The sequence below is a fragment of the Pseudomonas sp. CCNWLW23 genome (assembly GCF_037095675.1).
GTDB classification, from domain to species: domain Bacteria; phylum Pseudomonadota; class Gammaproteobacteria; order Pseudomonadales; family Pseudomonadaceae; genus Aquipseudomonas; species Aquipseudomonas atacamensis.
The window spans coordinates 132,050-156,266 of record NZ_JBAWKM010000001.1 but is presented as its reverse complement, the minus strand read 5'-3'; the positions used below and the strand labels follow the sequence as shown (position 1 = coordinate 156,266).

21 protein-coding genes and 1 pseudogene are annotated in these 24,217 nt (G+C 61.5%); 8 read left to right on the top strand and 14 right to left on the bottom strand.

Going from position 1 to position 24,217, the window contains the following annotated elements; translation table 11 throughout:
• Positions 1–27: 27 nt before the first annotated feature.
• The 3 genes from V8J63_RS00715 to V8J63_RS00705 all read left to right on the top strand — a co-directional run bounded on the left by V8J63_RS00715 (position 28) and on the right by V8J63_RS00705 (position 2,859).
• The gene (locus tag V8J63_RS00715) at positions 28–1,053 is read left to right on the top strand and encodes a putative 2-aminoethylphosphonate ABC transporter substrate-binding protein (RefSeq protein WP_024014691.1); all 1,026 of its coding nucleotides are present in this window, start codon (positions 28–30) and stop codon (positions 1,051–1,053) included.
• Positions 1,054–1,171: 118 nt separating this feature from the next.
• Positions 1,172–2,305 carry a TIGR03364 family FAD-dependent oxidoreductase gene (locus tag V8J63_RS00710; protein ID WP_336463437.1) on the top strand — a complete coding sequence of 378 codons (1,134 nt, stop codon included), beginning with the start codon at positions 1,172–1,174 and terminating at the stop codon, positions 2,303–2,305.
• Entirely contained in the window at positions 2,302–2,859 is a 558-nt protein-coding gene (locus V8J63_RS00705; protein ID WP_125925420.1) for a phosphonate degradation HD-domain oxygenase, read from the top strand. The genes V8J63_RS00710 and V8J63_RS00705 overlap by 4 nt, the downstream gene beginning before the upstream one ends.
• Before the next feature lie 160 nt (positions 2,860–3,019).
• Here V8J63_RS00705 and V8J63_RS00700 read toward each other — a convergent pair whose 3' ends face one another.
• Both V8J63_RS00700 and V8J63_RS00695 read right to left on the bottom strand, forming a co-directional pair.
• Positions 3,020–4,405, bottom strand: coding sequence for a GTPase/DUF3482 domain-containing protein (locus V8J63_RS00700; protein ID WP_130926529.1), 1,386 nt, complete (start codon positions 4,403–4,405; stop codon positions 3,020–3,022).
• The gene (locus V8J63_RS00695) at positions 4,398–5,771 is read right to left on the bottom strand and encodes a DUF2868 domain-containing protein (protein WP_336463436.1); all 1,374 of its coding nucleotides are present in this window, start codon (positions 5,769–5,771) and stop codon (positions 4,398–4,400) included. The genes V8J63_RS00700 and V8J63_RS00695 overlap by 8 nt, the downstream gene beginning before the upstream one ends.
• A gap of 85 nt (positions 5,772–5,856) precedes the next feature.
• Between V8J63_RS00695 and V8J63_RS00690 the strand changes: the two genes are divergently transcribed.
• Positions 5,857–6,369 (top strand): dihydrofolate reductase, encoded by a 513-nt coding sequence (locus V8J63_RS00690; RefSeq protein WP_125925423.1) that lies wholly within the window; start codon positions 5,857–5,859, stop codon positions 6,367–6,369.
• Between the two features lie 93 nt (positions 6,370–6,462).
• Here the strand turns inward: V8J63_RS00690 and V8J63_RS00685 are convergent, their stop codons facing one another.
• Positions 6,463–7,854: an L-cystine transporter gene (locus V8J63_RS00685; protein WP_042606536.1), complete on the bottom strand. Its 1,392-nt coding sequence runs from the start codon at positions 7,852–7,854 to the stop codon at positions 6,463–6,465.
• Between the two features lie 239 nt (positions 7,855–8,093).
• Between V8J63_RS00685 and V8J63_RS00680 the strand changes: the two genes are divergently transcribed.
• Positions 8,094–9,149, top strand: a complete 1,056-nt coding sequence (locus tag V8J63_RS00680; RefSeq protein WP_336463435.1) for a haloacid dehalogenase-like hydrolase — start codon at positions 8,094–8,096, stop codon at positions 9,147–9,149.
• Between the two features lie 221 nt (positions 9,150–9,370).
• Here the strand turns inward: V8J63_RS00680 and ilvD are convergent, their stop codons facing one another.
• The 6 genes from ilvD to V8J63_RS00650 form a co-directional block, all read right to left on the bottom strand.
• On the bottom strand, positions 9,371–11,212 hold the full coding sequence (gene ilvD / locus V8J63_RS00675) for a dihydroxy-acid dehydratase (RefSeq protein WP_016772696.1): 1,842 nt from the start codon (positions 11,210–11,212) through the stop codon (positions 9,371–9,373).
• A 256-nt stretch (positions 11,213–11,468) separates the two neighbouring features.
• Positions 11,469–12,701: an MFS transporter gene (locus V8J63_RS00670; protein ID WP_336463434.1), complete on the bottom strand. Its 1,233-nt coding sequence runs from the start codon at positions 12,699–12,701 to the stop codon at positions 11,469–11,471.
• A complete protein-coding gene (locus V8J63_RS00665; protein WP_122751171.1) occupies positions 12,694–13,671 on the bottom strand; it encodes a diiron oxygenase in 978 nt (325 codons plus the stop codon). The genes V8J63_RS00670 and V8J63_RS00665 overlap by 8 nt, the downstream gene beginning before the upstream one ends.
• Positions 13,668–14,741 (bottom strand): SagB family peptide dehydrogenase, encoded by a 1,074-nt coding sequence (locus V8J63_RS00660; RefSeq protein WP_336463433.1) that lies wholly within the window; start codon positions 14,739–14,741, stop codon positions 13,668–13,670. Before V8J63_RS00660 ends, V8J63_RS00665 begins: the two co-directional genes overlap by 4 nt.
• A 451-nt stretch (positions 14,742–15,192) precedes the next feature.
• Positions 15,193–16,389 carry a class I SAM-dependent rRNA methyltransferase gene (locus V8J63_RS00655; RefSeq protein WP_125925428.1) on the bottom strand — a complete coding sequence of 399 codons (1,197 nt, stop codon included), beginning with the start codon at positions 16,387–16,389 and terminating at the stop codon, positions 15,193–15,195.
• A 162-nt stretch (positions 16,390–16,551) separates the two neighbouring features.
• Entirely contained in the window at positions 16,552–17,091 is a 540-nt protein-coding gene (locus V8J63_RS00650; protein WP_016772701.1) for a type 1 glutamine amidotransferase domain-containing protein, read from the bottom strand.
• 228 nt (positions 17,092–17,319) lie between these two features.
• On the opposite strand from V8J63_RS00650, the gene V8J63_RS00645 reads away from it, so the two are divergent.
• The 3 genes and pseudogenes from V8J63_RS00645 to V8J63_RS00635 form a co-directional block, all read left to right on the top strand.
• Complete coding sequence (locus V8J63_RS00645; protein ID WP_160769650.1) at positions 17,320–18,132, top strand: HDOD domain-containing protein; 813 nt, start codon at positions 17,320–17,322, stop codon at positions 18,130–18,132.
• A gap of 12 nt (positions 18,133–18,144) precedes the next feature.
• A complete protein-coding gene (gene mutM, locus V8J63_RS00640; protein ID WP_122698599.1) occupies positions 18,145–18,957 on the top strand; it encodes a bifunctional DNA-formamidopyrimidine glycosylase/DNA-(apurinic or apyrimidinic site) lyase in 813 nt (270 codons plus the stop codon).
• Between the two features lie 125 nt (positions 18,958–19,082).
• Positions 19,083–19,337: pseudogene (locus V8J63_RS00635) on the top strand (multidrug transporter); the annotation flags it as partial.
• A 151-nt stretch (positions 19,338–19,488) separates the two neighbouring features.
• Here V8J63_RS00635 and V8J63_RS00630 read toward each other — a convergent pair.
• The 5 genes from V8J63_RS00630 to V8J63_RS00610 form a co-directional block, all read right to left on the bottom strand.
• Positions 19,489–19,740 carry a YfhL family 4Fe-4S dicluster ferredoxin gene (locus V8J63_RS00630; RefSeq protein ID WP_003195146.1) on the bottom strand — a complete coding sequence of 84 codons (252 nt, stop codon included), beginning with the start codon at positions 19,738–19,740 and terminating at the stop codon, positions 19,489–19,491.
• A gap of 145 nt (positions 19,741–19,885) precedes the next feature.
• A complete protein-coding gene (gene coaD / locus V8J63_RS00625; RefSeq protein ID WP_003229157.1) occupies positions 19,886–20,365 on the bottom strand; it encodes a pantetheine-phosphate adenylyltransferase in 480 nt (159 codons plus the stop codon).
• 115 nt (positions 20,366–20,480) lie between these two features.
• Positions 20,481–22,076 carry a GMC family oxidoreductase gene (locus tag V8J63_RS00620; protein WP_336463432.1) on the bottom strand — a complete coding sequence of 532 codons (1,596 nt, stop codon included), beginning with the start codon at positions 22,074–22,076 and terminating at the stop codon, positions 20,481–20,483.
• Between the two features lie 133 nt (positions 22,077–22,209).
• Positions 22,210–22,755, bottom strand: coding sequence for a twin-arginine translocation pathway signal protein (locus V8J63_RS00615; protein WP_197891247.1), 546 nt, complete (start codon positions 22,753–22,755; stop codon positions 22,210–22,212).
• 29 nt (positions 22,756–22,784) lie between these two features.
• Positions 22,785–24,215, bottom strand: coding sequence for a coniferyl aldehyde dehydrogenase (locus V8J63_RS00610; RefSeq protein ID WP_281891756.1), 1,431 nt, complete (start codon positions 24,213–24,215; stop codon positions 22,785–22,787).
• Positions 24,216–24,217 lie beyond the last annotated feature (2 nt).

Genomic DNA, 24,217 nt, shown 5'->3' with positions numbered 1-24,217 from the left:
GTTCAACTCATCTACAGGAAAACGCTCATGTTCAAGCCTATGGCCCTGGCCGCTGCTGTGCTCGCGACTTTCAGCCTGAATGCCTTCGCGGCAAAAACCGAGTTGACGGTGTACACCGCCCTCGAAGCCGAGCAACTGAAGTCCTACAAGGAGGCCTTTGAGAAGGCCAACCCGGACGTCGAGATCAAATGGGTGCGCGATTCCACCGGGATCATCACCGCCAAACTGCTCGCCGAAAAAGCCCGCCCGCAGGCCGACGCGGTGTGGGGCCTTGCCGCGTCGAGCCTGGCGATTCTCGATCAGCAAGGCATGCTGCAAAGCTATGCACCGGAAGATCTGGGCAAGATCGGCGCGAACTACCGCGACGCCGCCAACCCGCCAGCCTGGGTCGGCATGGACGTGTGGGCCGCGACCATTTGCTTCAACACTGTCGAGGCCGAGAAGCAGGGTCTGACCAAGCCCGTGAGCTGGCAGGACCTGACCAAGCCTGAGTACAAAGGCAAGATCGTCATGCCCAACCCGGCGTCGTCCGGCACCGGTTTCCTCGACGTCAGCGCCTGGCTGCAAACCTTCGGCGAGAAGCAGGGCTGGGCGTATATGGACGGCCTGCACCAGAACATCGGCCAGTACGTCCACTCCGGTTCCAAGCCGTGCAAGCTGGCGGCGGCGGGGGAGTTTCCGATCGGGATTTCCTTTGAATATCCAGCCGTACAGTTGAAACGCCAGGGCGCGCCACTGGATATCATCCTGCCGAAGGAAGGTCTGGGCTGGGAGATCGAAGCGACGGCGGTGATCAAAGGCACACCGCATGAAGAAGCGGCGAAGAAACTCGCCGACTTCTCCGCCAGCGCCGAGGCGATGGATCTGTACAAAGAGAACTTCGCCGTGCTCGCCCAGCCGGGGATCGCCAAGCCGCAGACCGAATTGCCGGCCGACTATGAGCAGCGTCTGATCAAGAACGACTTTGCCTGGGCCTCGAAGAATCGCGACGAGATCCTGGCCGAATGGCGCAAGCGGTATGACGGCAAGTCCGAGAAAGTTGTCGCCAAGTAAGATCTTTATCGACTGACAAGGCCCCTTCGCGAGCAGGCTCGCTCCCACAGTTGCAATGCTGTCCCCTGTGGGAGCGAGCCTGCTCGCGAAAGCGGTTTCTCATTCAGAGCACCTCTACATGACACAACCCAAAGACCTGCTCATCATCGGCGCCGGCATCCTCGGTCTGTCCCACGCCTATGCCGCCGCCAAACGCGGCCTGAAAGTCGCGGTATTCGAACGCACCGCCACGCCCCTCGGCGCTTCGGTGCGCAACTTCGGCCAGGCGCTGGTTACCGGTCAGCCGCCCGGCATCATGCTCGAACTGGCCAAGGCCAGCCGCGAGATCTGGGGCGACTGGGCGCAACTTGCCGGCCTGCAGATCAAGCGCAACGGCTCATACCTGTTCGCCCGTAACGAGGCCGAAGAACACCTGCTCGAAGCCTTCTGCGCCGGCCGCGCGGTCGAGCATGGCTACAACGTCGAGCTGCTGCGCGGCGCGGCGTTGCGTGATTTGTATGGCAGCCAGTTCAGCCATCACCGCGCCGCGCTGCACGGTATCGATGATCAGCAGTTGTACTCACGCGAAGCGATTCCCGCGCTGATCGACTACTTGCGCCGTGACCTCGGCGTCGAGTTTCACTTTTCCACGCTGGTGCGCGACGTCGAACCGGGGCGTCTGCACAGCACCGCCGGCAGTTTTACCGGCAAGCAGATCATCGTCTGCTCCGGCCACGATTATCAGACCCTGCTGGCCGAGCCGATTGCTGCGCTCGAGCCGCAGATCTGTCGTTTGCAAATGCTGCGGGCCAGACCAAGCATCGAGTTGAATCTGCAACACGCCGTGCTCACCGGCCTGAGCTGCGTGCACTACGGCGCCTTCGCCGATTTGCCGCAAGCCGCAGCGGTGCAGGCGCAGATCCTCCGTGAGCAACCGCACCTGCACGCCAACGGCATTCACTTGCTGATCAGCCCGACGCCGTACGGTGAGTTGATCATCGGCGATTCGCATCATTACGGCAGCGATGCGTCACCGTTCAACGCCGAGCAGATTGACAACTGGATGCTCGAACTCGCCGAGCAGACGCTGGGCTGCAAGGTGCAAGTGGTCGAACGCTGGCAGGGCGTCTATGGTGCTCGTGGGCCTGGTCCGTTTTCTTTCCTGCGCCCGGCACCGGGCCTGAGCGTGGCGCTGATGCACACCGGCGTCGGCATGAGCGTCGGCCCGGCGCTGGCCGAACGCAACATCGCGCAGTTACTGGAGGAAGCATGAATCACGAACAGGTGATCGCCCGGGTGTTCGGCCTGTATGAACGCTTCGGCGCCAGCGATTACATCGGCGAACCGGTGTCGCAGCTCGAGCACATGTCCCAGGCCGCAGAACTGGCCATGGCTGAAGGCTGTGACGATGAAGTGGTGCTGGCGGCGTTCTTTCATGACATCGGCCATTTGTGTGCCGAGGGCGCGGAAAACATGGGCGGTTATGGCGTGGTCAGCCATGAACGGCTCGGTGCGGATTATCTGCGTGAGGCAGGTTTCAGCGAGCGGCTGGCGCGACTGGTGGAATATCACGTCCAGGCCAAACGCTATCTGACCTTGCGCGAGCCGGGGTACTACGCGCGGTTGAGTGAGGCGAGTCGCAGGACGCTGGAATATCAGGGCGGGGTAATGAGCGCGGCTGAGGCGGATGCGTTCGAGGCTGATCCGTTGTGTGCGCTGAGTTTGCGCATGCGGCGCTGGGATGAGTTGGCGAAGGAGGTTGCGGTGCCGCTGGTGGATCTGAGTGTGTTAAAGCGCAAGGCTGGGAAATTGTTGTCGGCTGAGTGATTGCAGCCCTCACCCCAGCCCTCTCCCGGAGGGAGAGGGAGCTGATCTCCGTGCTTTTCAAACCTGAGTTCGACTGGATATCTCAGGTCGGTGTATGACCCAAGAGCAACACAGTCGGCCCCCTCTCCCTCCGGGAGAGGGCTGGGGTGAGGGCAAAGGCCTACAGCTCAAGCACTTTCCCCTCCAACGCCACAACCTGCTCCTGCCTTTCCGCCTGATTCAACTTCGCCTGCGGATTGAGCGACGACCACTGCGGATGCGCGCGCGCCTTGTTCAGCGCTTCCGGCAACTTGCCTTCGCGCCAGGTTTTATCCACAGGCGTGGCCACCTGAATGCTGTCCATCGCCGCATGCCCACGCTGATCCAGCGCCAGCAACAACTGGCGTTGGCGCAACGCCAACAGGCGCAGCACGGCGTCATCCACCGTCAATTCCCGCTGGCCTTTGATCTTGCCGAGCAGGCGACTGCCATAACTGCGCGCGGTTTGCAGCGCACCGCCGGCAATCGCGCCGGCCAATGCTGCTGCGCCGAGGGTAATCCCGCCGACCAGCAAATCCACACCAGCCCCGGCCGCTGCACCGGCAGCAATGCCGCCGCCGACGCGCACGCCGAGTTGCTTCAGGGTTTCCGGGTTGAACAGATCATCGCCCCAACGCCCGTCGAGCAGCGGCAAGTCGCTGGCCGCCGCGTCCTGCGGGCGAAACGCGTAGAGCTTGAGCAACGCCTCGACGCACTTCTGCTCACGCTGGCGTACGGCTTTGCGCAGCTCGCTGATCGCCTGCTGTTCCTGCTCGGCTTCGCTGACCACACTGCGCCGGCACGCGGCGCAGTCGATCAGCAATTCGGCAATCAGGCGTGCGGCGCTTTGCTGACGGGCGAGGCGCTGCGCCTGCTGGTCGGCGATCAACCGCTCCAGTTGCGGCCGGGCGTTTTCCAATAGCAGGGCGAGGCTCTCGTACAAGCGCCGCTCGCCATCCTCGGGCGGTGCGACGCTGTCGAAACGTACCAGCGCATGCAGGCCCAACCGCGCCAGCGCCTCGCGCCAATCCGGCTCACGATGGTTGGCGCTGCTGACGAAATTCAGTACCGGCAGTAGCGGTTTGCCGCAACTGGCGAGCACTTCCAGCTCGTCGCGATACTTGGCCAGCACCGGTTCGCGGGCGTCGATCACATACAGACCGGCATCGGAGGCCAGCAATTGCCGCAGCACCTTGGCCTCCTGCTCGAAACGCTGGCGCGCTTCGCTGCCGTCGAGAAACCGCGCCAGTCGCGCCGGGCCGTCGAGGCGTTCGCCGGGGCGTTCCAGGCGTTCGAGAAAATCCAGCAGGGCGATGGCATCTTCCAGCCCCGGCGTGTCGTACAGATCGAGCAACGGCTCGCCATCCACCGACAACCGCGCGCCTTCGACATGCCGGGTGGTGCTCGGCCGATGCGAGACTTCGCCGAAGCCGACGTCACGGGTCAGCGTGCGCAGCAGCGAGGTCTTGCCGACGTTGGTGTGGCCGACCACCGCGAGTTTCAGCGGGGCCTTGCGTGCATCAGTCATGTCCGCTCTCCAGCCAGTTCATCGGCGCGCAATCGGCAAACGGCAGGTCCAGTTGTTGCAGCGCCGCGTGCCAGTCACCCAGACGTTGCCCGTCCAGCGCTTCGCCAGGCGGCGCTTGCAGCAGCCAGATGCGAGTGGCGCCGGCGTTGCGCGCGAGTTCGGCGATCAGCGCGAGGCTGCCGCGATCCGGCGAGCGTCGCGGATCGCAGGCGATGGCCAGCCGCGCCGGCGGGAAGCGACTGAGTTGTTCGAGCAGTTTGTGCCGCGATTCGCGACTATCGAGGATGCCCGCGTTGCTGACGTTTTTCGGCAGCGCGGGTGGCCACGGACGCTGTTCGTCCAACTCGATCGCCACCAGCAGCGCGCCTTCACTGGCGCGTTCGCCGACGTTGCTTTCGATGCGATGCAGTTGCGCCGGCTCCGGGTCGTTGACACCAAGGCGCTCGCTGGTCGGCATCAGCCTTTCACGCAGTTGCGCGTAGCCGGGCAGATTCAGATCCAGACGCAGCGCGGCTTTGCCGCTGTTCCAGCGCCACAGGCAGAACAGCGCGAGCAGCAGGCGCGGCAGCACGCCGTAGACCACCAGCACACCGACCAGCCACGTCGCCCAGGCCTGTCGCGCGCTTTCAATATCCAGTGCGCCGGCTCCGCTGGCGCGGATCATTTCCTCGGTCGGTACGTTGAAGCCGAGCAGCGACGGCAGATAGCCAAGGGCCTGGGTGACATGGATAAAGGTGTCGGCACCGAGGATCGTGGTTTCCCAGACAAAGCCGTAGCGCCGGGTGGCCATCAGCGTCAGCAGCAGGATCAGCGCGCTGAGCATTGCCAGCAGCCACAGGCCATTGACCAACGCGCCGAGTGCCCAGCGGTTGAGTTTCTTGCGCTGCAGCAGCAACAGCAGGGCCGGCGCCAGTTGCGCGGCTTTGGCGTCGCGGGCGAATTTTTCGCTGAGCCACAGCCACAAGCGCCCGAGGGTGGCGCCGTGTTCGCCAGCGAAAATCAAGCCCAGCGCCCAGCTCAGCAGCAAAATCAAATTGATCCCGAGCAGACTGCCCAGCGCCCAGAACACATTCACCGGCGTCTGGCCAAGTGCGGCGAAGGCCAGACCGGCGCCGCTGAGCACGGCGAAAATCATCAACAACACCAGCGCCAGGCGCGCGCCTTGCAGCCAGTGCTTGAGGGCGGCGGTCAGCCCGTCACGCTCGGCCAGCCATAGCGCCCGGCGCGCAATGCGGCTCGGCAGATCGCCGCCAGCGGCGCGGGCCAGACGATTGGCTTCCAGATCGTCCAGCGGCCCCGCGTGTTCTTCGCGCAGGCGGATGGTTTCGGTGAGCCAGAGGTTTTGCAGTGGAGTCAGTTCAGTCACGCGGCGTCCCGTCGCTAAATCGAGCGCTGAGCATAACCGCTGTGGCGCTTATCGGGGTAAGCGCGGCTCTGGTATCCTCGCCGGCATGACTAAATCACTGCCCCTCAGCCTGATCGCAGCCCTCGGTGAAAACCGCGTGATCGGCGTCGACAACAGCATGCCCTGGCACCTGCCGGGGGACTTCAAATACTTCAAGGCGACCACGCTCGGCAAGCCGATCATCATGGGTCGCAAGACCTGGGATTCGCTCGGCCGGCCGCTGCCGGGGCGCTTGAACATCGTGGTCAGCCGCCAGACCGATCTGCAACTCGAAGGCGCCGAGGTCTATCCGTCGCTGGAAGCCGCCGTGGCCCGCGCCGAGGAATGGGCGAAAGCCCAGGGCGTTGATGAGCTGATGCTGATTGGCGGCGCGCAGTTGTATGCGCAGGGACTGGCGCAGGCCGATCGGCTGTACCTGACCCGCGTGGCGCTGAGCCCGGAAGGGGATGCGTGGTTTCCGGAGTTTGACTTGAGCGAGTGGAAACTGGTCTCGAACGTGCCGAATCCGGCAGAGGGCGATAAACCTGCATATAGCTTTGAGGTCTGGGAGAAAGCCTAACAGCTTCGCGAGCAGGCTCGCTCCCACAGGGGAACGCATTTCAGTGTGGGAGCGAGCCTGCTCGCGAAGAGGCCCGCTCAGTCGCTGAGAAGCTTAAGCCTGGGCCAACTCTGCGTGCTCATCGGCATCCAGCAGCGCTTTATCCGTCTGCTGCATGACCTGACTGGTAATCGCCCCTGCGGTAATCGAGCCACTCACGTTCAACGCCGTGCGACCCATATCGATCAGCGGCTCGACTGAAATCAGCAGTGCCACCAGTGACACCGGCAAGCCCATCGCCGGCAGTACGATCAGGGCGGCGAACGTCGCGCCGCCACCGACTCCGGCCACGCCGGCCGAACTCAACGTGACAATCGCCACCAGCGTCGCGATCCACAACGGATCCAGCGGGTTGATGCCGACCGTTGGTGCGACCATCACCGCCAACATCGCCGGGTACAGGCCGGCACACCCGTTCTGGCCGATGGTCGCACCGAACGAGGCAGCGAAACTGGCGACCGACGACGGAATACCCAGGCGGCGTGTCTGCGCTTCAATGCTCAGCGGAATGGTCGCCGCGCTGGAGCGACTGGTGAAAGCAAACGTCAGCACCGGCCAGATCTTGCGGAAGAAGCGCAGCGGGTTGATCCCGGCGGCCGACACCAGCACGCCGTGCACGACGAACATCAGGCCCAGGCCGATATACGAGACCACGACAAAACTGCCGAGCTTGATGATGTCCTGCAGGTTGGAACCGGCGACCACTTTGGTCATCAGCGCCAGCACGCCGTAGGGGGTCAGCTTCATCACCAGACGCACCAGACGCATCACCCAGGCTTGCAGGGTGTCGATGGCGTTGATCACTTTCTGACCTTTCTCGACGTCGTCCTTGAGCAGTTGTAGTGCAGCAACCCCAAGGAACGCGGCAAAAATCACCACACTGATGATCGAAGTCGGCTTGGCCCGGGCCAGGTCGGCGAACGGGTTCTGCGGAATGAACGACAGCAGCAATTGCGGCACATTGAGGTCGGCAACCTTGCCGGCGTAGTCGTTCTGAATGGTTTGCAGGCGCGCCATTTCCTGAGTGCCGGCGACCAGACCTTCAGCGGTAAGGCCGAACAGGTTGGTCAGGCCGATGCCGATCAACGCCGCGATGGCGGTGGTGAACAGCAGCGTGCCGATGGTCAGGAAACTGATTTTGCCCAGCGACGAAGCGTTGTGCAGGCGTGCCACGGCGCTGAGGATCGAAGCAAACACCAGCGGGATCACGATCATTTGCAGCAACTGCACGTAACCGTTACCCACCAGATCGAACCAGCCGATCGAGGCTTTCAGCACCGGGTTGCCGGCACCGTAAATCGTGTGCAGCGCAACGCCGAACGCCACGCCGAGGACCAGTGCAAGCAGGACTTTTTTCGCCAGGCTCCAAGTGGTGTGGCGGGTTTGCGCCAGACCGAAGAGCAGGGCGAGGAACACCAGCAGGTTGAGAATCAGCGGTAGATTCATGAGAACTCCAGTAAAGACTGTGCCAACAGCCGTCCGGGGCTGCTGCGAACCGGCAAGCCTAACAGCTTGATTTGCAATGATTTAATACCAAAATGGCTGGGCAACCGTCGTTTTTGGAATAAGCGCGTGTCGCTGTCGGCAATGCAACTGACGCGCAGGGGACGCAAGCGGTCGCTGACAGGCGAGGGTTGTCACACTGATTTGTTAGCGTCGAATTCTTTGCATCGGGGAGTAGCGCTATGAAAATTGCACGCACGTTGTTGGCTGTGGCACTGGCGGCTGGCCTCGCCGGCCAGGCATTGGCCACGGACCTCAAGCATTGGCCGGCAGATCAGGCCAAGGCGCTGGACGCGATGATCGCTGCCAACGCCAACAAGGGTAATTACGCGGTGTTCGACATGGACAACACCAGTTACCGCTACGACCTCGAAGAATCCTTGCTGCCGTTCATGGAAAACAAGGGCCTTATTACCCGCGACAAGCTCGACCCCTCGTTGAAACTGATGCCCTTCAAGGACACCGCCGAGCACAAGGAAAGCCTGTTCAGTTATTACTACCGGCTCTGCGAAGTCGACGACATGGTCTGCTACCCGTGGGTGGCGCAGGTGTTCTCCGGCTTCACCCTCAAGGAGCTCAAGGGCTACGTTGACGAGTTGATGGCTTCGGGCAAACCGGTGCCGGCGACGTATTACGAAGGCGATGTGGTGAAGAAGCTCGACGTCAATCCGCCGAAGATCTTCACTGGCCAGCAGGAGCTGTATAACAAGCTGATGGAGAACGGCATCGAGGTTTACGTGATGACCGCCGCTTCAGAGGAACTGGTGCGTATGGTCGCGGCGGATCCCAAGTATGGCTACAACGTCAAACCGCAGAACGTCATTGGCGTTTCACTGCTGCTCAAGGATCAGAAGACCGGCGAGCTGACCACTGCGCGCAAACAGATCACTGCCGGCAAATATGACGAGAAGGCCAACCTGGGCCTGGAGCTGACGCCGTACCTGTGGACCCCGGCAACCTGGATGGCCGGCAAGCACGCGGCGATCCTCACCTACATCGATGAATGGAAAAAACCGGTACTGGTCGGCGGCGATACCCCGACGAGCGACGGTTACATGCTGTTCCACGATGTCGATGTGGCCAAGGGCGGCATTCACTTGTGGATCAACCGCAAGGACAAGTACATGACGCAAATCAACGGCATGATGGCCAGGCACGCAGCGGCGCAGGCCAAGGAAGGCTTGCCGGTGACAGCGGACAAGAACTGGGTGATCGTCAAGCCGGAAGAAATTCAATAAAAGCAGCTGCAAGCTACAAGCTACAAGCGGCAAGAAAAAGCAACTCGGCTCTTGCTTGAAGCTTGCAGCTTGAAGCTTTTGATCGTTCCCACGCTCTGCGTGGGAATGCAGCCCGTGACGCTCCGCGTCACTGGACGCGGAGCGTCCCTTGAGGCGTTCCCACGCAGAGCGTGGGAACGATCACCTTTGCTTGCAGCTTGCAGCTTGCAGCTGTAGCTGCCTCAAATCCCGTCGAGCATCGCTTTGTTACGCACAGCGCCCTTGTCGGCACTGGTCGCCAGCAGGGCGTAGGCCTTGAGGGCGGTGGTCACCTTGCGTGGGCGCACCTCGACCGGTTTCCAGCCTTTCTTATCCTGCTCGGCGCGGCGTGCCGCCAGTTCTTCGTCGCTGACCAACAGGTTGATCGAGCGGTTCGGAATGTCGATCAGCACCTTGTCGCCATCCTGCACCAGACCGATCGCGCCACCGGCCGCAGCCTCTGGCGAAGCGTGACCGATCGACAGGCCGGAAGTGCCGCCGGAGAAACGCCCGTCGGTGAGCAGCGCGCAGGCTTTGCCCAGACCTTTGGATTTCAGGTAGGACGTCGGGTAGAGCATTTCCTGCATGCCCGGGCCGCCTTTCGGGCCTTCGTAGCGAATGATGACGATGTCGCCTTCCTTCACTTCGTCAGCGAGGATGCCGCGCACGGCGCTGTCCTGGCTTTCGAAAATCTTCGCGTTGCCTTCGAAGACGTGGATCGACTCATCAACCCCGGCGGTTTTCACCACGCAGCCGTCCTGTGCGATGTTGCCGTACAGCACGGCGAGGCCGCCTTCTTTCGAATAGGCGTGCTCGAAGCTGCGGATGCAGCCGTTTTCACGGTCGTCGTCGAGGGTTTCCCAACGGGTCGACTGGCTGAACGCGGTCTGGGTCGGAATGCCCGCCGGACCTGCCTTGAAGAAGTGATGCACGGCTTCGTCGCTGGTCTGGGTGATGTCCCACTTGGCGATGGCTTCTTCCATGCTGCGGCTGTGCACGGTCGGCAGGTCGGTGTGCAGCAGGCCGCCACGGGCCAGCGAACCGAGGATGCTGAAAATGCCGCCGGCGCGGTGCACGTCTTCCATGTGGTACTTCTGGATGTTAGGTGCAACTTTGCACAGCTGCGGCACGCTGCGCGAGAGACGGTCGATGTCGCGCAGGTCGAAATCGATCTCGGCTTCCTGGGCAGCTGCGAGCAAGTGCAGGATGGTGTTGGTCGAACCGCCCATGGCGATGTCGAGCATCATCGCGTTCTCGAACGCCTTGAAGTTGGCGATGTTGCGCGGCAGCACGGAGTCATCGTTCTCGCCGTAGTAACGCTTGCACAGCTCGACGATGGTGCGACCGGCCTGGAGGAACAGCTGTTCGCGGTCGCTGTGGGTGGCCAGAGTCGAACCGTTGCCCGGCAAGGCCAGACCCAGTGCTTCGGTCAGGCAGTTCATCGAGTTGGCGGTGAACATGCCGGAGCACGAACCGCAGGTCGGGCACGCGCTACGCTCGTACTCGGCGACTTTCTCGTCAGAAGCGCTGGAGTCGGCGGCGATTACCATGGCGTCGACGAGGTCGAGGCCGTGGGAAGCGAGTTTGGTCTTGCCGGCTTCCATCGGGCCACCGGAAACGAAGATCACCGGGATGTTCAGGCGCAGCGCGGCCATCAGCATGCCCGGGGTGATCTTGTCGCAGTTGGAAATGCACACGATGGCGTCGGCGCAGTGGGCGTTGACCATGTACTCGACGGAGTCGGCGATGATCTCGCGACTCGGCAGCGAATACAGCATGCCGTCGTGGCCCATGGCGATGCCGTCATCGACAGCAATGGTGTTGAATTCCTTGGCCACGCCACCGGCGCGTTCGATTTCGCGGGCGACCAGTTGACCCAGGTCCTTCAGGTGCACATGCCCCGGGACGAACTGGGTGAACGAGTTGGCGATGGCAATGATCGGCTTCTTGAAGTCGTCATCTTTCATGCCGGTGGCGCGCCACAGTGCGCGGGCGCCGGCCATGTTGCGGCCGTGGGTGGATGTTTTCGAGCGGTAATCTGGCATGGAGCACTCCGGGCGGCTAATCACGTACTAAAGGGGAGTGAGCTTCTGTTGACCTCTGAAACACCCGAAAAATGGCCGTGTGTCCGGAAGCTGCCGATGACGTTGCGGGATCGCCGCTGGTCTCAGCCTGAGCTCATAAACCCGCCGGGGATGAATGGCGATGAATGAGGCGATTCTACACCGCTGGCGTCGCGAGGGAATGGCGCAAAGCGTTGTTCCCCCGTTGAAGAGGCACGCGGGATGACGACTGGCAGGATCAGTGGTCGCCTCCCGGCATCACCGGATTGCTGCGCAGGTTGCTGACGCGACGGCCAATCACGCTGTTGAGCAACAGCGATACGCCGCTCAGCACCACGAAGCCGTAACCCAGCGTCGCTTGCAGGTTGGCCGGGCCGAGGCTGATCAAGGCGCTGACCAGCCCGCCACAGATAAAGATGATGGTGCTGCCGGCGGACGCCGATGCGCCGGCATTTTCGGCGAACAGGCTCATGGCGCGGGAGGTAGCCGGTGGTCGTGAAATGGTCGTGCCCACCGTGCAGATCAGCATCGGAATCAGCACAGTCGCCGCTGACAGATCATGATTGGCCGCCAGATAGAGCATCACCAGCCCCGAGAGCAGGATCAGACTCAGCCCGGTGAAAATCTGCTGTTGCGCATTGATATGCCGATTCAGCACGCTGGCGAACAGGCCGCCAAAGACATAGGCGGCGCCGTAGATCAGCAGGATCAAGGCGAAATCGTAAGGTGCCATCTGCAGCTGCTCCATGAAGATCAGCGGGGAAATGACAATGAAGGAAAAGTGGCAGGCGAAAGCGAATGCAGAAATCAGCCAGCAGCCGACGAATTCGAAATTGCTCAGCACCAATCTGTAGGGCTTTATGAAACCCCCGTGTGGCCCATTCTGAACGGGCCGGCTGTTATCGAGCAGCCGCCACGTCTTCACTAGAACCACGGCGGTCAAGGCGATGAACACCCAGAAGCTGCCGCGCCAGCCGAGCGTGGCCTGCAGAAACGTGCCCGCCAATGGTGATACCGAAATGAAGATGCCCGTGGCGGTGACCATCAGGATCCGCAGGCGATCACGCTCGTTGCCTTCGAACAGATCCTGCACCAGTGCCTGGGACAACACGAAGCAACCGCATCCCAGCGCCTGCATCACCCGGAAAATCAGGAACAGCGTGTAGTCATTGCTCAGCACGCAGCCCAGTGCGCCGAGCAGCGACACGCTCATGCCGGCGAGCAGCAGACCTTTGCGCCCGATCACATCGGACAACGGGCCGATCAATAACTGGGCAAATGCGATGCCCACGGCAAACAGACTGATCGACAGCGCGATGTCGTTTGCCGATCGGCCAAAGTGGGCTGCCAATGCCGGAAAGGAAGGCAGCAGCACATCCAGCGGAAACACGCCTAGCAGGATCATCGCCAGCAGCAGGCTGATTGCTCCGCGCTGCTGTCGGCGGGTGGTTGCACGGCTGTGTTTATCCATCGATCAATCCTGCTTTGGCGAAGAGTGTCTGGTTATGGGGCAATGCAAAGAAGCCTGCCTTGTGCAGGGCCTCCACAGTAGGTTTGCAGCCAGCGCGTGCACGGGCGCGGTTGGCCTGCACCGTTACCGTGCTGCCGACAATCTCCATCACGTCGATCTCGGCAATACCGGCCGAACGCAGGCTTTGTTGCAGCCAGCTTTCATCTGCTTCGAAGAAAATGGAAATGATCTCCACGAGGGTCTTGCTGGCGAACAGGCGCTGACGACTGTTCATCGCAATCCAGAAGTAATGGAAGGCTTCGGCGAAATAACGGCTGTGCCGGGCTTCGTCGGCAAGGTGATCACGCAGCATGTCGTTCACGCTGGACACCAGCGTGTCGCGGCAGACCTCCAGCAACTCGCGGGCAATGATCGTTTCCGAGACAAATCCCAGCAGGAACCACGCCAGTGCACGGTTTTTCTCCGGCGTGCGCGCGATCAAGGCGTTCATGCGGCTGATTCGCTTCGGAATGACCGGACGCCGGGTGATGCTGTAATACGCAGCGATCTGCTCGGCAATCTGGTTGGAAAACAGCGCGTGGTAGCCCTCGTCGGTATACAGCTGCAGTGCTGCATGCTTCATCGGCAGCGGTATGTAGATGGGCAGTTCGCGGTGCGCGATGACTTCCACCGCGCGGTTGACGATGCGGTGTTCGAGCAGGGTGGTGTAGTCGAGGAAATACACCAGATGATTAGCGGTAAGGCGGTGCAGGGTTTCGCGCCCCTTGGCCTGGATGGCCGGATGCGCCAGATAGGGCACAAAGGCCGGGGGGAACCAGTAGCGGGTTTGCAATTGCTGCTCGACATCGCCCGGTAACCGGTAGTCATGGGTACTGCTGCGTACCGATGCACGGCTCTCCCAGTCTGGAAGCGTGAATTTCAGCGACCATGACACCGGGGCTTCGCTCTCGTCCATCGCCGTGGAAATCATGACTGTGCTCCGCTGAGCAGATCACGCATTTCCTGGCACATGGTGTGACCATCGCTTTCGCCGCAACCGACAAAGAACAGCGGTTGCTCGGCGCTGCCGGCGATGCCGAGCAGGGTTTCAACCTGTGCATCGGCAAATGCGCCGGTCAGCCAGGTGTTCAGCCCCAGCGTTGTTGCTACCAGTTGAAAGGTTTGCGATAGATGACCGGCCTCGATGAATGCCATGCGATAGGCGCGCGAGTGTTCGTACTTCCACCAGAGACGATCAAACCTGGCGGTGATGAACACGCCCAGCGGCAGGTTGTTGATGAAGTGCTGGCCGCCGAGCAATTGGCCCAGTTCCGGATCCGGCAGCGCATTGATCCGACTCAGAGCGTGTTCGGCAGGGTGGTAGGCGTAGATGCCGGGTTCCAGCCCGCTGACATTTTGCGCCAGGACAAATCCCTCACAGGCGTTCAATCCGCCGCCGGACGGGCAGCTCCGGCGGGCCTCGAGACCCGGCGCGACCGGATCGGCGTGGGCGTCTTCGCGCGGGGGAAGATAGCCGAGGGTCAGATACAGCAGCGTGCCGACCTCGTTCAGTGTCACCGCCGCACCGGTGTAGGAACGACAGGTTTTGCGCCTCATCAGGGCCTGAGTCAGGCTGTCATCATTAATGGCGCCCGGTACGGGCAGGGTAATCAAGGGCTGCACTGATCGCGGCGCCGGGGTGTTCGCAGGTTCCGGCTTCGCCAGCACTTCGCTGCAGTGCGCCAGATATTGCCTGGACCACTCGTGAATATTCCGAGGCGTATGTGCGCAAGGTATATTTTGTGTGCCGATGTGATAGATCTTCGATAGTTCATCCCAGCCCCAATCCGGGCTGTCTATTTTTGAAGTTGTTAGAATGCCTGCGTTCAGAAGTTGACTGTCTATTACGTTGTTGGGGTCAAATATATCAGGGTTGTGTATAAGGCTGGCGAGGCGATGGGAGTATTCAAGATCAAGTTCGTGTTGAGTGTGGTTCTTGTAGTTCCAGTCTACTTGTCCGGGCGGGCGCGGCAATATAAAAAGAAAAGGATTGATATACATGGGTTCAGATCACTCAGGAAAAGTCTGATGGACGCCAGAGTGCCGGCACTCTCCGGCGTCCAGGCTACTTAGCGGCCGGTGGCTGCAACCAGAAAGGCCAGGTTGGCGAGTTTGTCTGTTTCGAGATAAATGGTTTTCATGATGTGAACTCCTTGTTCGTTGGTAGTTGGAGTCGCTTCGTTGCGACAACTTCATATTAGTTTGTAATCGAATATTGGCAAGCAGATATTAAGTAGGAATATTCCAGTAATTTTGTCGGAGTGATCTTTTGCAAGCGGCTTGTTGTGTAGGTTTAATTTCCATGATTGACAGGCGTGACGAAACTTCCTGCAAGGCAGCGAGAAAGAAGTTGTAGGAAGAGGGCAGGGCACTCATGTCGAGTGTAAAAAACTGGGGGAGGGAGGGCGCAAAAAAACGGGGAGCTCAGTGGCTCCCCGGTGTTCAAGCGCAATCAGCTGTTGGGCAGCAGACGGCAGGTGATGCTTTTGATGTAGCGGGTTTCAGCGATGGCCGGATGCACCGGATGATCCGGGCCCTGACCGCCACGTTCGAGCATCTGGATGTTGCGGTCCAGGTGACGGGCGCTGGTCAGCAGGATGTTCTGCAGATCGTCTTCCGGCAGGTGCATCGAGCACGAAGCGCTGACCAGAATGCCGTCCTTGGTCAGCAGGCGCATGGCCTGCTCGTTGAGACGACGGTAGGCGCCTTCGCCGTTCTTCATGTCTTTCTTGCGTTTGATGAAGGCCGGCGGATCGGCAACGATCACGTCGAAGCGCTCTTCGCTGGCTTTGAGTTCCTTCAACGCTTCGAAGACGTCGCCTTCGATGCAGGTCATCTTGTCAGCGAAGCCGTTCAGTGCAGCGTTGCGCTCGACACCGTCGAGGGCGAATGCAGAGGCGTCGACGCAGAACACTTCGCTGGCGCCGAACGCAGCGGCCTGCACGCCCCAGCCACCGATGTAGCTATAGAGATCAAGTACGCGTTTGCCCTTGGCGTAAGGTGCCAGGCGCGCGCGATTCATGCGGTGATCGTAGAACCAGCCGGTTTTCTGCCCTTGGATGACCGGCGCTTCGAACTTCACGCCGTTTTCTTCCAGCGCGACCCATTCCGGCACCAGACCGAATACGGTTTCGACGTAGCGGTTGAGGCCTTCGGCATCGCGGGCGGCGGAGTCGTTCTTGAACAGGATGCCGCTTGGCTTGAGCACCTGGGTCAACGCGGCGATCACGTCGTCTTTATGCGCTTCCATGGTCGCCGAGGCGATCTGCACCACGAGGATGTCGCCGAAGCGATCGACCACCAGACCCGGCAGCAGGTCGGCGTCGCCGTAGACCAGACGATAGAACGGCTTGTCGAACAGACGCTCGCGCAACGACAGTGCGACATTCAGGCGATGCACCAGCAGCGACTTGTCGAGTGCCAGTTTGATGTCGCGTGACAGCAGACGCGCGCAGATCAGATTGTTCGGGCTCATGGCGACGATGCCCAACGGCTTGCCGCCAGCGGCTTCGAGCACCGCCTGATCGCCGGCCTTGAAGCCGTGCAGAGGCGTGGCGGCAACGTCGATTTCGTTGCTGTAGACCCACAAGTGGCCGTTGCGCAGGCGACGGTCGGCGTTGGCTTTGAGGCGCAGGCTAGGCAGGGACATGACGTCGCTCCGGAAAAAAGAGCGGGAGTATAGCGTGTTGACGCGTGCTCCGGTCTGGCCTGCGATGAAAAGCGGAGGGCCCCTTCGCGAGCAGGCTCGCTCCCACACTTGGAATGCATTCACCTGTGGGAGCGAGCCTGCTCGCGAAAGCGATTTCAGCTCTTATGCAGCCAGTGCGTCAATCAGGGCCTGACTGAACGCCGGCACATCATCCGGCTGGCGGCTGCTGATCAGGTTGCCGTCCTTGACCACTTCCTGGTCGACCCAGTTGACCCCGGCATTGACCAGATCGTCCTTGACCGTTTTGTAGCTGGTCATGGTCTTGCCGTTGACCAGTCCCGCCGAGATCAGCAACCAGCTGCCGTGGCAGATCACGGCAATCGGCTTGCCCGCCGAAGCGGCAGTCTTGACCAGATGCTGAGCATCCTGATCGATACGGATGGTGTCGGAATTTTGCACACCACCCGGCAGCAGCACGGCATCGTATTGATCGACGCTCACAGCCTGGAAAGTGTTGCTGACGGGGAAGTCGTCCGCCGGTTTGTCATGGTTCCAGCCTTTGACGGTGCCGGCCTCGGCCGAGAGGATATCGACCTGCACGCCGGCCTGCTCCAGGGCATCCTTGGGGCCGGTCATTTCGACCTGTTCGAAACCATCGGTAACCAAAATAGCGACGCGTTTGCCATTGAGGGAAGTTGCCATCGGTAAGCTCCTGAGTCTGTGGAGATTTTGCCTTCGCAGCGGACCGATGAGGTCCGATGCGCCCTACAGATTCCGAAGCCTGGGCACAGATGAAAGTTCCGGCGATGTGCCCATCGGTGTGTCGCCCTGCGGTTTCAGCGGTTAGAATCGCCGCCTGCCCCGGAGTGTGTACTTATGTCCCAAGAGCTGACCACCGAACAGATTCAACAATCGCTGCAAGGCATCAGTGTGCCGGCGCAACCGCAGATCATGGTGGATCTGCAAATGGAGCAGTACATGCCCGACCCGGACCTGGAGGTGATCGCCAAACTGATCTCCCAGGACCCCGGTCTGTCCGGCGCGCTGCTGAAAATCGTCAACTCGCCGTATTACGGCCTGAGCAACAAGATCACCTCGATCCAGCGTGCGGTGAACCTGTTGGGCAGCCGCTCGATCATCAACCTGATCAACGCGCAGTCGATCAAGGGCGAGATGAACGATGACACCATCGTCACCCTCAACCGTTTCTGGGACACCGCGCAGGATGTGGCGATGACCTGCCTGACTCTGGCCAAGCGCATCGGCACCCAGGCCGGTGACGAAGCCTATGCGTTGGGCCTGTTCCACGATTGCGGCGTGCCATTGATGCTGCAGCGTTTCCCCAATTACATGACCGTGCTGGAAGAGGCCTACGCCAGCGCCAGCCCGGAATGCCGCGTGGTCGATACGGAAAACCGTGTGTTCAACACCAACCACGCCGTGGTCGGTTACTACACCGCCAAGTCCTGGCGCCTGCCGGAGCATGTCAGCGCCGCCATCGCCAACCACCATAATGCGCTGGCAATTTTCAGCGACGAATCGTCGAAGAACAGCCAGCTGAAAAACTTGCTGGCGATTCTGAAAATGGCCGAGCACATCTGCGCCTCTTATCGCGTGCTGGGCAACCAGAGCGAGGATTTCGAGTGGAGCGCGGTCGGCCCGCTGGTGCTCGATTACGTCGGTCTGTCGGACTACGACTTCGAAACACTCAAACAAACGATTCGCGACCTCGGCGCGCATTGATCCGAGGACACCATGCCTGAACTGCCGGAAGTCGAAACCACCCGTCGCGGGATCGCCCCGCACCTGGAAGGCCAGCGGGTCAGCCGGGTCATCGTCCGCGACCGGCGCCTGCGCTGGCCGATCCCCGAAGACCTCGATGTGCGCCTGTCCGGGCAGCGCATCGTGCTGGTCGAGCGGCGCGCCAAATACCTGTTGATCAACGCCGAGATCGGCACGCTGATCAGCCATTTGGGCATGTCCGGCAATCTGCGTCTGGTCGAGGCGGGGTTGCCGGCGTTGAAGCACGAGCACGTCGATATCGAACTGGAGTCGGGACTGGCCCTGCGCTACACCGACCCGCGACGCTTCGGTGCGATGCTCTGGAGCAACGACCCGCTCAATCACGAACTGCTGATTCGCCTCGGGCCGGAGCCGCTGACCGATCTGTTCGATGGCGAGCGCCTGTTCCAGCTGTCACGCGGGCGCTCGATGGCGGTCAAGCCGTTCATCATGGACAACGCGGTGGTGGTCGGGGTCGGCAATATCTACGCGACCGAAGCGCTGTTCGCCGCCGGCATCGATCCGCGCCGCGAAGCCGGGGGCATCTCCCGCGGGCGTTACTTGAAACTGGCAATCGAGATCAAGCGCATCCTCGCCGCCGCCATCGAGCGTGGCGGCACGACGTTGCGCGATTTCATTGGCGGAGACGGTCAGCCGGGCTATTTCCAGCAGGAACTGTTTGTCTACGGCCGCGGTGGTCAGCACTGCAAGGTCTGCGGTAGCGGCCTGCGCGAAGTGAAGCTGGGCCAGCGCGCCAGCGTGTTTTGCCCGCGCTGCCAGACCTGAAAAAATCCTTCGGTCTATAGTGAGAAGTCTTACTGCGCAGCCCGAAGGATCGTGCCATGAAAGTCCTGCAAGTCTTCTTCGTCACGCTGCTGTTGTGTTCCAGCCTGGCCGTTTAGGCCTCGGAAACCGGCAGCGGTGATCCGCGTTACACCATCCAGAATCCCCCGGCCTACGCCATGCTTGGCGACCTGCTGATTGCCCGACCTTTGCTGGTGGTGGCCACGGTGATCGGTGCGGGAGCATTTGTGGTGTCGTTGCCTTTTACCGCACTGGGCGGCGGTGTTGGCGATGCCGGTCAGGCGCTGGTGGTCGACCCGGCGAAAGCGGCGTTTGTGCGGTGTCTGGGGTGTACAGGGGAGGGGTTTGAGCAGCGCGAGTGAGCTGATCGGGTTTCAGTGGTGTGGCTGATGGCCCATTCGCGAGCAGGCTCGCTCCCACATGGGTTTTGGTGTTCACACAAATTTGTGTTTCACCACAGACTCTGTGGGAGCGGGCTTGCCCGCGATGGCTTCGGTACTGGCGCTGATGTGATCAGGCCTTGCCGGTGATCTTGCGGTACTTCTCCATCAACTGTTCTTCAGTCTCCGGATGGGCTTCGTCCAGTGGAATGCAATCCACCGGGCAGACCTGCTGGCACTGCGGCTCGTCGTAGTGGCCGACGCACTGGGTGCACAGGTTCGGGTCGATCACGTAGATCTCTTCGCCTTGGGAAATGGCGGCGTTCGGGCACTCGGGTTCGCAGACGTCGCAGTTGATGCAATCGTCGGTGATGATCAGGGACATGCTAACTCCAGCCGGGGCGGCAGGCCCGGGCGCTATAAATCAATGCGCGCAATTGTGCCGCATTGGCGAGCGCAGTGCACGCGGGGGCGATCAAGGGCACGAGACTGCAATCTTCAAAAGCAAAGATCGCAGCCTGCGGCAGCTCCTACTTTTTAAAGCGCAGGGTCAGCGCGTCGGCCACGGCCGGGTGGACGAACTTGCTGATATCGCCGCCCAGCGCGGCAATCTCCCGCACCAGCGTCGAGGAAATGAACGAATAACGCTCCGACGGCGTGAGAAACAGGCTCTCCACATCCGGCGCCAGTTGGCGGTTCATGTTGGCCAGCTGGAATTCGTATTCGAAGTCCGACACCGCGCGCAGACCACGCAGGAACACATTAGCGTTCTGCTCTTTGGCGAAATGCGCGAGCAGCGTCGAGAAACCGACCACTTCCACGTTCGGCAGGTGTTTGGTGACCTCGCGAGCCAGTTCGACCCGTTGTTCCAGCGGGAACAGCGGGTTCTTTTTCGGGCTGGCGGCGACCGCAATGATCACGTGATCGAACAGGCGCGAGGCGCGTTCGACCAGATCGCCATGGCCCTTGGTAATAGGGTCGAAGGTACCTGGGTACAACACTCGGTTCATCGCGTCGTCCTGGCGGGAGTCCGTTGGGGAGTCGGATGGTATCGCAGCATTCCCGGTCGGCCAAGTCGCCTGTTGGGTAAGAAAGCACTATAGACGATAGGAATATTCTGCTTTTTCATGGATTTTTCAGTCGGTCAGCCAAGGCTGTCGCCAGTTGCGCGGTCAGGCCATACACCGACAGCTGGGGGTTGGCGCCGATGCTGGTGGGGAACAGCGAGCCGTCGTGAATCGACAGATTGCGCAGTTGATGATGGCGGCCGAGGCTGTCAGCGACCGCGCTTTGCGGATCTTCACCCATCGCACAACCACCCATCACATGAGCGCTGCCGAGTCGCGTGCGGTACAGCTCCAGGCTCAGTCCATCGATCATTGAGCGCGCCTCGGCCAGTGTCTTCACATAGCGGCCGTCGGCGTGCATCGGCATCACCGATTGCGCGCCGCCGGCGAACTGGATTTCGGCCATGACGTGAAAGGCCCGGCGCAAACCGTCCCATGCGTATTGCGAAACCTGATAGTCGAGCACCGGCGAGCCATCACCGCGCAGCTCCACCGAGCCACCGCTGCTGTCCGGGTGGAAGCCATCGCGTAGCAGCGCCAGCATCGCGTGGGTGTGCGGCAGGTCGGCCATATGCTGGGCGTTTTCCTTGCCGAAACCACCGAGCAGTGTGGCGGCCAGCGCCGGATGCAGCGGTGGCACTTCAAGTTTGAATGCCATCGGCCCGGTGGTGCCGTCCTTCCATTGAAAATGGTCGGAATAAATCGACTGCGGCGCGCCGTAGAACGGATTGACCACCTCGGCGAAACGCGCGGCGGACATGTTCACCGGGTGCAGAAAGGTGCGCTTGCCCACGCGCTCATGCGGATCCGGCACGTCGGAGCGCAGCAACAGCGCCGGGCTGTTGATGCCGCCGCCGGCCAGCACGTAATGCCGCGCCTTGACGTTGATGCTGCGCCCGGTCGGCTCGACGCAGCGTTGGTCCATCGCCACGCAATGCAGGCCGGTGACCTTGTCGCCACTGATCAGCAGTTTCTCCACCCGCGCCAGATACAGCAGCTCGCCGCCCTTTTCCAGCGTCGCCGGGATGGTCGTGACCATCATCGATTGCTTGGCGTTGCTCGGACAGCCCATGCCGCAATAGCCGAGATTCCAGCAACCGCGAACGTTGCGCGGGATCACGTGCCAGCTGTAGCCGAGTTGCTCGCAGCCTTTGCGGATCACATCGTTGTTGGCATTGGGCGGCACCATCCACGGCGCGACCCCGAGGCGCTGCTCCATTTTTTCGAACCACGGCGCCATCTCTGCCGGACTATGGCCTTTGACGTTGTGCTCGCTGGCCCAGTGTTCGAGGGTCGGCTCTGGTGTGCGGAAGCTCGAGGTCCAGTTGATCAGCGTCGTGCCGCCGACTGCGCGGCCCTGCAGGATCGTGATCGCGCCGTCCTTGCTCATGCGCCCGATGCCTTCCTGATAGAGGCTGCTGTAGGCCTCGTCTTCGAGCAGTTTGAAATCCGAACTGGTCTTCAGCGGGCCTTCTTCGATCAGCAGGACTTTGTAGCCGGCCGCGCTGAGGATCTCCGCCGTGGTGCCGCCGCCGGCGCCACTGCCGATGATCGCCACGTCGGCTTCGAGGGTGAGGTCGTCGCTCAGTTGCGCGCCGTTGTAGGTTTTCCAGCCTCGGGCGAGGCCTTCGCGGAAGGGATCGGGTATGGGCATCGGTCAGGTTCTCTTTATTATTCTGGATGCGGGTGTGTGTGGCGGCTGGCCCCTTCGCGAGCAGGCTCGCTCCCACAGGGACATGCATTTCAAATATGGGAGCGAGCCTGCTCGCGAAGGCCGCGCCCCGGTTTCAGACCTTAGGCGGCCCGGGATAACCGCAATGCGCCCAGGATTCGGCGCGGGTGTACCACGCCATCATCACCATCTGCTGCAATGAGCTATGGCCCATGCGCAGCAAGCTCAATGAACTGTTCTCCCAGCGTTCGAGGAAATGCCGCATCGCTTCAGGGCTGGCGTTTTCCCAACTGCCCCAGATGCCGGTGAGCGGGCCACGGGTCACGGCCATGCCCAGCACGTCGAACAGTTGCCGAGTGAGCTTGAGCATTTCCGGCGACACGTGATCGAGGCTGTAGTCCAGCGACTTCAGCGTGCCGTCGACCGCTGCGGGCATTTCCCCAGCGGCGACGGCGCCGTCGAGCATCACCGGGATCAGCGCGCGCAGGAACAGTAGGTCGCCGTCGCGCAAAACCACAAAGCCGTTGGCGCTGACGCTCGACGAGCAGCCAGTGAGGCTGGCGCCAAGGCCGGCGGTGGCGAGAAACGCGCTGGCGCCGAGGCTGAATTTCAGCAGGCCACGGCGCGACAGGGCGGGTGTTTCGGTCAGGCTTGGGTGCATTGTTGTTATTACCCGGCGTCGACGAACGTTTAGCGAATGAACAGTTTCTGAATCAGTTTCTGAATCGATCTGCCGTAGGGCGGGTAGATCAGCCGGGCCGCGTTGAAGCGCTGTTTGATCAGCACGCCCTTGGCCTTGCTGAAGGTCAGGAAACCTTCGTGGCCGTGGTAATGGCCCATGCCCGAGGGGCCGATGCCACCGAAGGGCATGTCGTCCTGAGCCACATGCAACAAGGTGTCGTTCAGGCACACACCGCCGGAATGGGTCTCGTGCAGTACGCGATGCTGCTCGCGTTTGTCGTAGCCAAAGTAGTAAAGAGCCAGAGGACGAGGCCGCTGATTGATGTAAGCGAATGCCTGCTCCAGATCGCGATAAGGCACGATTGGCAGCAACGGGCCGAAGATTTCGTCCTGCATCACGGTCATTTCATCGCTGACATTGAGCAGCACGCTGTGCGGCATGCGTCGGCCCTGGCCTTGTTCGAACAGCGGGATCAGCAGCGCGCCCTTGCTGGTCGCGTCGCTGACGTAACCGTTCAGTCGGGCCAACTGGCGTTCGTTGATGATCGCGGTGTAGTCGGCGTTGTCGGCCAAGGTCGGGTAGAAGCCTTGCACAGCCTGACGATAGGCCTCGACGAAAGCGCCGACGCGGTCTTCCGGCACCAGCACATAGTCGGGCGCGACGCAGGTCTGCCCGGCGTTCAGGGTCTTGCCGAAGGCGATGCGTTCGGCGGCGTCCTTGAGCGGTACGTCTCTGGAGACGATGGCCGGCGACTTGCCGCCCAGTTCCAAGGTGACCGGCGTGAGGTTTTCCGCGGCAGCGCGCATGACGTGCTTGCCGACGCTGGTGGAGCCGGTGAACAGCAGATGATCGAAAGGCAGACGCGAGAACGCCACGCCGACATCCGCTTCGCCCAGCACCACGCAAACCAAGTCTTCGGGAAAGATCCGCGCCAGCAGTTCTTTGAGCAGCAGGCCGGTAGCCGGGGTCGATTCGCTGAGCTTGAGCATCACCCGATTGCCGGCAGCCAGGGCGCCGACCATCGGCCCCACGGCCAGATACAGCGGGTAGTTCCACGGCACGATCACGCCGACCACGCCCAGCGGCTGATAAACCACCTTCGCCGAAGCAGGCTGGAACGCCATGCCTACCTTGCGCCGCGAGGGCTTCATCCAGTTTTTCAGGTGACGACTGGCGTAGTGAATGCCGTGCAGGCTCGGCATCAGCTCGGCGAGCAGGGTTTCGTCGGCGCTGCGGTGACTGAAATCGGCGCTGATCGCGTCGATCAATGCCTGCCGCTCAGCGCTGAGCAGATCGCGCAAAGCCTTGAGCCATTGCTGACGTTGCGCGGCCGGCGGCATCGGGTTGGCGGCGTACGCGGCCCGTTGTGCCTGGAACTGCCGATCGAGGGTTTCAAGAGGCTGTTGCAGCGTTTGCAGGTAGGCAATGTCGGCAGTCATCG

Excerpts from the sequence above, each read along its gene's own strand:
- V8J63_RS00670 (WP_336463434.1), bottom strand. The coding sequence starts at position 12,701 with ATGGATAAACACAGCCGTGCAACCACCCGCCGACAGCAGCGCGGAGCA.
- coaD (WP_003229157.1), bottom strand. The coding sequence starts at position 20,365 with ATGAACCGAGTGTTGTACCCAGGTACCTTCGACCCTATTACCAAGGGC.
- V8J63_RS00655 (WP_125925428.1), bottom strand. The coding sequence starts at position 16,389 with ATGTCCCTGCCTAGCCTGCGCCTCAAAGCCAACGCCGACCGTCGCCTG.
- V8J63_RS00650 (WP_016772701.1), bottom strand. The coding sequence starts at position 17,091 with ATGGCAACTTCCCTCAATGGCAAACGCGTCGCTATTTTGGTTACCGAT.
- V8J63_RS00610 (WP_281891756.1), bottom strand. The coding sequence starts at position 24,215 with ATGACTGCCGACATTGCCTACCTGCAAACGCTGCAACAGCCTCTTGAA.
- V8J63_RS00685 (WP_042606536.1), bottom strand. The coding sequence starts at position 7,854 with ATGAATCTACCGCTGATTCTCAACCTGCTGGTGTTCCTCGCCCTGCTC.
- V8J63_RS00665 (WP_122751171.1), bottom strand. The coding sequence starts at position 13,671 with ATGATTTCCACGGCGATGGACGAGAGCGAAGCCCCGGTGTCATGGTCG.
- V8J63_RS00690 (WP_125925423.1), top strand. The coding sequence starts at position 5,857 with ATGACTAAATCACTGCCCCTCAGCCTGATCGCAGCCCTCGGTGAAAAC.
- V8J63_RS00620 (WP_336463432.1), bottom strand. The coding sequence starts at position 22,076 with ATGCCCATACCCGATCCCTTCCGCGAAGGCCTCGCCCGAGGCTGGAAA.
- ilvD (WP_016772696.1), bottom strand. The coding sequence starts at position 11,212 with ATGCCAGATTACCGCTCGAAAACATCCACCCACGGCCGCAACATGGCC.
- V8J63_RS00680 (WP_336463435.1), top strand. The coding sequence starts at position 8,094 with ATGAAAATTGCACGCACGTTGTTGGCTGTGGCACTGGCGGCTGGCCTC.
- V8J63_RS00630 (WP_003195146.1), bottom strand. The coding sequence starts at position 19,740 with ATGTCCCTGATCATCACCGACGATTGCATCAACTGCGACGTCTGCGAA.
- V8J63_RS00700 (WP_130926529.1), bottom strand. The coding sequence starts at position 4,405 with ATGACTGATGCACGCAAGGCCCCGCTGAAACTCGCGGTGGTCGGCCAC.
- V8J63_RS00715 (WP_024014691.1), top strand. The coding sequence starts at position 28 with ATGTTCAAGCCTATGGCCCTGGCCGCTGCTGTGCTCGCGACTTTCAGC.
- mutM (WP_122698599.1), top strand. The coding sequence starts at position 18,145 with ATGCCTGAACTGCCGGAAGTCGAAACCACCCGTCGCGGGATCGCCCCG.
- V8J63_RS00615 (WP_197891247.1), bottom strand. The coding sequence starts at position 22,755 with ATGCACCCAAGCCTGACCGAAACACCCGCCCTGTCGCGCCGTGGCCTG.
- V8J63_RS00660 (WP_336463433.1), bottom strand. The coding sequence starts at position 14,741 with ATGTATATCAATCCTTTTCTTTTTATATTGCCGCGCCCGCCCGGACAA.
- V8J63_RS00705 (WP_125925420.1), top strand. The coding sequence starts at position 2,302 with ATGAATCACGAACAGGTGATCGCCCGGGTGTTCGGCCTGTATGAACGC.
- V8J63_RS00710 (WP_336463437.1), top strand. The coding sequence starts at position 1,172 with ATGACACAACCCAAAGACCTGCTCATCATCGGCGCCGGCATCCTCGGT.